Origin of the sequence: Oxalicibacterium sp. (assembly GCF_035565035.1) — a bacterium.
GTDB lineage: Bacteria > Pseudomonadota > Gammaproteobacteria > Burkholderiales > Burkholderiaceae_D > Oxalicibacterium.
Genome location: NZ_DATMTD010000055.1, coordinates 1 through 5402, shown reverse-complemented (window position 1 = coordinate 5402; position 5402 = coordinate 1). Strand labels below are relative to the sequence as shown.

The following is a 5402-nucleotide window of genomic DNA, read 5'->3' as shown; positions in this document are numbered from 1 at the left end:
CGGCTGGAACGAAAAAGGCCGCGTGGAGAACGCGGCCTTTTGAATATTCTGGCTCCCCGACCTGGACTCGAACCAGGGACCTGCGGATTAACAGTCCGTCGCTCTACCGACTGAGCTATCAGGGAACAGAAGCGAAATTATGGAGGATTTAATCGCGCTTGTCAAAGGCTGCGCACTACTTTTTCTGTTTTTCTACAGAAATTTTTATGCGCAACCTTTCCTGACTGCTTACAGAACGTTTGCGATTGCGTCGACGACGTAATCGATGTTGCCGCTGTTGAGGGCAGCAACGCAGATACGGCCTGTATCGACTGCGTAGATCGCATATTCATCACGCAGACGATCGACCTGCGGCTTCGTCAAACCGGAATACGAAAACATGCCGCGTTGCTGGATCACGAAATCGAAATTGTGATTTGGTGCTTTCGCTTTCAGTTTTTCAACCAGAGCTTGGCGCATTTCACGAATGCGAACGCGCATGCCGGCCAGTTCCTCTTCCCACAGGGCGCGCAACTCCGGGTTTGCCAGTGCTGTGGCAACAACCTGGCCACCGTGCGTTGGTGGGTTGGAGTAGTTGGTGCGGATGACGCGTTTCAGTTGCGACAGGACGCGTGCTGCTTCGTCGGCGTTGTTGGCGACGATGCTCAATGCGCCGACGCGTTCGCCATACAGCGAGAACGATTTGGAGAACGAGTTCGAGACGAACACCGGGCCACCGGCTTCCGCGAATTGACGCACGACCTTGCCGTCGGATTCGATGCCGTCGCCGAAACCCTGGTAGGCCATGTCGAGGAAAGGAATCAGGCCGCGCGACGTCACGACGGAGATGACTTCTTTCCATTGCGCGTCGGTCAGGTCGGCGCCGGTCGGGTTATGGCAGCATGCGTGCAACAAAATGACGGAACCGGTCGGTACCGATTTCAGCGTGTCGAGCATGCCGGCGAAATTGACACCGTGGGATGCTTCATCGTAGTACGGATAATTGTTGACGACGAAACCCGCGGATTCGAACAGGGCGCGATGGTTTTCCCAGCTTGGATCGCTGATCCAGACTTGCGCGTTCGGCGCAAAGCGCTTCAGGAAGTCCGCGCCCAGTTTCAATGCGCCGGTGCCGCCGATTGCCTGAGCGGTAACTGCACGCTTGTCCTTGACAACCGAGCTGTCGGCACCAAATACGAGGTCTTGCACCGCTTTGTCATAGGCGACCAGACCGTCGATCGGGAGGTAGCCGCGCGGCGACAATTTTTCCATCATTTGCGCTTCTGCCTTGCGGACACATTCCAGCAGTGGCAGCTTGCCGTTGTTGTCGTAATAGACACCGACGCCAAGGTTGGCTTTCTTTGGATTCTTGTCGGCGTTGAACGCCTCGGTAATGCCAAGAATCGGGTCACGGGGCGCCATTTCGATGGCATTGAGGAGCGAAGCAGGAATAGGTGCGTTCATCGTGATAACATCAAAAGTTAGCTGCAAGGACGTGTTTGCAGGCGGGTTGTATAGAGCACAAGACCATAAGTCTCGTGCGGAAATGCGACTGATTATTCTACCAAAGGTCAGGTCTCAATGTCTGATTTATCCCAAGTTTCCGGTTCGTTCGACGAATCCCGTTTTGTTACTTTCCCGAATTCTCCCTATCGTCTGTACCAGCCTTTTCCACCGGCCGGCGATCAACCGACGGCGATAGAGAAGCTGGTTGAAGGCATCAATGACGGCCTGTTTTACCAGACGCTGCTGGGTGTAACCGGTTCAGGTAAAACCTATACAGTCGCCAACACGATTGCGCGGCTGGGACGTCCTGCCATCGTGTTTGCGCCGAACAAGACACTGGCTGCGCAGTTGTACAGCGAATTCCGCGAATTCTTTCCGCAGAACGCGGTGGAATACTTCGTCAGTTACTACGACTACTACCAGCCGGAAGCCTACGTGCCGCAACGCGACTTGTTTATCGAGAAAGATTCGTCGATCAACGAGCATATCGAGCAAATGCGTTTGTCCTGTACAAAATCGTTGATGGAGCGACGCGACGTAGTCATCGTGGCAACGGTTTCCGCGATTTACGGTATCGGTAATCCGAACGAATACCACCAGATGATTCTGACCTTGCGCGCCAAGGACAAGATCAGCCAGCGTGACGTGATCGCTCGCCTGATTGCGATGCAGTACACGCGCAATGAGGTCGATTTCGGTCGCGGCACGTTCCGCGTGCGCGGCGATACGATCGATATTTTCCCGGCGGAACATGCAGAACTGGCCCTTCGCATCGAGATGTTCGACGACGAGATCGACAGCCTGCAGTTGTTCGATCCGCTGACAGGGCGCGTGAAGCAGAAAATCCCCCGTTTTACGGTTTATCCGGGCTCGCATTACGTCACGCCGCGTACGACCGTGTTGCGTGCGATCGAAACCATCAAGGACGAACTGCGCGAGCGACTCGAATTCTTCCGCAAGGAAAACAAGCTGATCGAAGAACAGCGACTGGAGCAGCGCACGCGTTTCGATCTGGAGATGATGCAGGAGATCGGTTTCACCAAGGGAATCGAAAACTATTCGCGGCATCTGAGTGGCGGCAAACCGGGCGATCCGCCGCCGACTCTGGTCGATTATTTGCCGCCGGATGCGTTGATGTTCATGGACGAATCGCACGTCCTGCTCGGTCAGCTTAACGGCATGTATAACGGTGATCGCGCGCGCAAGACGAACCTGGTTGACTATGGCTTTCGCCTGCCGTCGGCGCTGGATAATCGGCCGCTTCGCTTCGACGAATTCGAAGGAAAGATGCGCCAGACGGTATTTGTTTCGGCGACGCCGGCCGACTACGAAAATCAGCACGCCGATCAGGTGGTCGAGCAGGTTGTGCGTCCGACCGGTCTGGTCGATCCGATCATTCATGTGCGTCCGGCTTCCAGCCAGGTCGATGACCTGATGTCGGAAATCACCGATCGCGTGAAGAAGAACGAGCGCGTGCTGGTGACGACGCTGACTAAACGCATGGCTGAACAGCTGACGGAATTCCTGAGCGACAACGGCATCAAGGTGCGTTATCTGCACAGCGATATCGATACGGTCGAGCGCGTGGAAATCATTCGCGACCTGCGCATCGGTACGTTCGATGTGCTGGTCGGCATCAATCTGTTGCGCGAGGGTTTGGATATTCCGGAAGTATCGCTGGTGGCGATTCTGGATGCGGACAAGGAAGGCTTTTTGCGTTCGGAACGCAGTCTGATCCAGACCATCGGTCGGGCCGCGCGTAATCTGGCCGGCACGGCAATTCTCTACGGCGACAAGGTGACTGATTCGATGCGACGTGCGATTGATGAAACCGAACGCCGTCGTGCCAAGCAGATCGCGTTCAATGAGGCCAACGGCATTACGCCGGCAGGTATCAAGAAGGAGATTCGTGAGCTGATCGATGGCGTCTACAGTCCGCAGGAGGCCCGTCTGGAATTGCAGGTCGCTCAGGAGCATGCGAAGTACGAATCCATGAGCGAGAAGCAGGTCAGCAAGGAAATCAAGCGGCTTGAAAAACTGATGATTACGCACGCAAAAAATCTGGAATTCGAAAAAGCGGCGCAGGTACGCGATCAACTGGGCGTGTTGAAGCAGCAATTATTTGGCGCCAATGTGGGCGATCACGTCGTTCCGACGGTCGGGAAGTAAAGCATGCGTGGAAATAATTTTGTTGCTTCGGCATCGTTTGGCGTGAAATTCGCGCGTGCATCGGAAAGTCGAGCATGATTCCATCTTCGTTCACCGCAATGCTTGATGCAGCGCATGCATCGTGGCGGCCGGTTCTGCAGGCCGGACTGGAAGCAATAGACACGGCTTATCCCGATTATCTCGACGCGCTGGCGAAGGAACATTATTTGCCGAATGGGGGGCGAGTCTTCGCTGCCTTTGCCCAGCCTATGGACACGGTCCGCTATGTCTTGGTCGGAGAGGGCCCTTATCCACGACCGGATAGTGCGACCGGCGTTTGCTTCATGGACGGCGCAGTTTCATCGCTGTGGTCGGAGAAGGGGCTTTCCAAGCCGGTCAATCGTGCCACGTCGTTACGCAATTTCATGAAGATGCTGCTGGTCGCGGATGGACAACTCGCGGTGGATCAAACGACCGGCGAAGCACTGGCTGAGGTTGCGCATCGTGCACGCACCTCAGACGAGGTAATTCAGACTTTGCCGGAGTTACAGGCGAATCTGACGGCGCAGGGATTTTTACTGTTGAATGCGACGCTGGTTTTTCGTGCCGACATGCCGCCGGTTCGCGAAGCGAAGGCATGGTTGCCGTTTCTGCAGGTGGTACTCGCAGCGCTGGCGGATCATGCGGAGCGAAAAGGCCGCGAACCACCGACGCTGGTTCTATGGGGAAAAATCGCAGTGCAGCTGGAGGCGTTGCCGGCCAACAGTCGTTTTCCGAAGAAAACGTCAGAACATCCCTATAACTTGAGCTTCATCGCCAATCCCGCCATGCAAAAGCTGTTCGGAGCGATGCATCTTCTGCGCAAGCGGTAATGACGGGTTAAATCAAACTCATCTGCCGCTTGTCTTCGGCTGCAATTTTCTGATCAAGCTCGGCAAACAGTGACGTTGGTACCGTTGCCGGTTTGCCGCGATTGTCACTTTTGCCATCTCTCGCCAGCAGACGTTCAATCATTGTTTCGTAAAAGGCGGGCAGTGCGTTCGGGTCGTCGTGCGCATGAAAATGCTGGCGGATGATCATGCCGTCCCACATGCCGGTCAGGAACAGCGCCGTCTGGGCGGCATCCAGCGACGCATCCAGTTGGCCGCGCGCCTGCGCCACACGCAGGATGTTGGTCAATCCCATTACCCATTCCGCTTCGATCTTGCGCAATACGGCACCGATGCGCTTGCTGCGCATTCCCTCCGCGTACACCTCGGTCATCAGGCCGGCATCGCCGCCGGAACGATAACGTTCTGCAAACAGACGGGTAGTCGCGTTCAATGCCTGTGGCAACGATTCGGCATCACGCATTTGCAACATGATGGCGCGCGCCTGACGACGCTCGTCTTCCACCATGGCCTCGATGATGGCTTCCTTGCCGGTGAAGTAACGATAAACGGCACCTGGCCCCAAGCCGGTTTCCGTACAGATCTGTTGCATGGAGGTTTGGTGGAAGCCGCTTTTGCGGAAGCACTTGGCTGCTGCCCTCAAAACCTCGATGCGTTTCTTGTCTGCTTTCTGGGTCGGGGATTGCGGCGTTTTGGAAATGCGGGAAGCCATGAAGAGAGCGAACTTTCAGTCAATTAGCGAGGAATCAATTATAAATTGAATGATCGCTCAATAAATTTAAATAACGTACTTTTTAAGCCTGAGAAATATTTTTAATTAAATCATGCATATAGAAGTAAATATTGACTGATCATTCAATTTTATTTTTTGTTTTCTGG

4 protein-coding genes and 1 tRNA gene are annotated in these 5402 nt (G+C 54.8%); 2 read left to right on the top strand and 3 right to left on the bottom strand.

Annotation, left to right across the window (positions count from 1 at the left end; genetic code table 11):
• Positions 1–49: 49 nt before the first annotated feature.
• Both VN114_RS05075 and VN114_RS05070 read right to left on the bottom strand, forming a co-directional pair.
• Positions 50–125: transfer RNA gene (locus VN114_RS05075), tRNA-Asn, on the bottom strand.
• 103 nt (positions 126–228) lie between these two features.
• On the bottom strand, positions 229–1443 hold the full coding sequence (locus VN114_RS05070; RefSeq protein ID WP_325512634.1) for an amino acid aminotransferase: 1215 nt from the start codon (positions 1441–1443) through the stop codon (positions 229–231).
• A 117-nt stretch (positions 1444–1560) separates the two neighbouring features.
• Between VN114_RS05070 and uvrB the strand changes: the two genes are divergently transcribed.
• A complete protein-coding gene (gene uvrB, locus VN114_RS05065) occupies positions 1561–3654 on the top strand; it encodes an excinuclease ABC subunit UvrB (RefSeq protein WP_325512632.1) in 2094 nt (697 codons plus the stop codon).
• A gap of 74 nt (positions 3655–3728) precedes the next feature.
• Positions 3729–4505 (top strand): uracil-DNA glycosylase, encoded by a 777-nt coding sequence (locus VN114_RS05060; RefSeq protein ID WP_325512630.1) that lies wholly within the window; start codon positions 3729–3731, stop codon positions 4503–4505.
• Positions 4506–4512: 7 nt separating this feature from the next.
• On the opposite strand, the gene VN114_RS05055 is transcribed toward VN114_RS05060, so the two are convergent.
• Entirely contained in the window at positions 4513–5235 is a 723-nt protein-coding gene (locus tag VN114_RS05055) for a TetR/AcrR family transcriptional regulator (protein WP_325512628.1), read from the bottom strand.
• Positions 5236–5402 lie beyond the last annotated feature (167 nt).

What these genes read in the sequence shown, in the direction of transcription:
- VN114_RS05070 (WP_325512634.1), bottom strand. Translation starts at nt 1,443, where the DNA reads ATGAACGCACCTATTCCTGCTTCGCTCCTCAATGCCATCGAAATGGCG.
- uvrB (WP_325512632.1), top strand. Translation starts at nt 1,561, where the DNA reads ATGTCTGATTTATCCCAAGTTTCCGGTTCGTTCGACGAATCCCGTTTT.
- VN114_RS05055 (WP_325512628.1), bottom strand. Translation starts at nt 5,235, where the DNA reads ATGGCTTCCCGCATTTCCAAAACGCCGCAATCCCCGACCCAGAAAGCA.
- VN114_RS05060 (WP_325512630.1), top strand. Translation starts at nt 3,729, where the DNA reads ATGATTCCATCTTCGTTCACCGCAATGCTTGATGCAGCGCATGCATCG.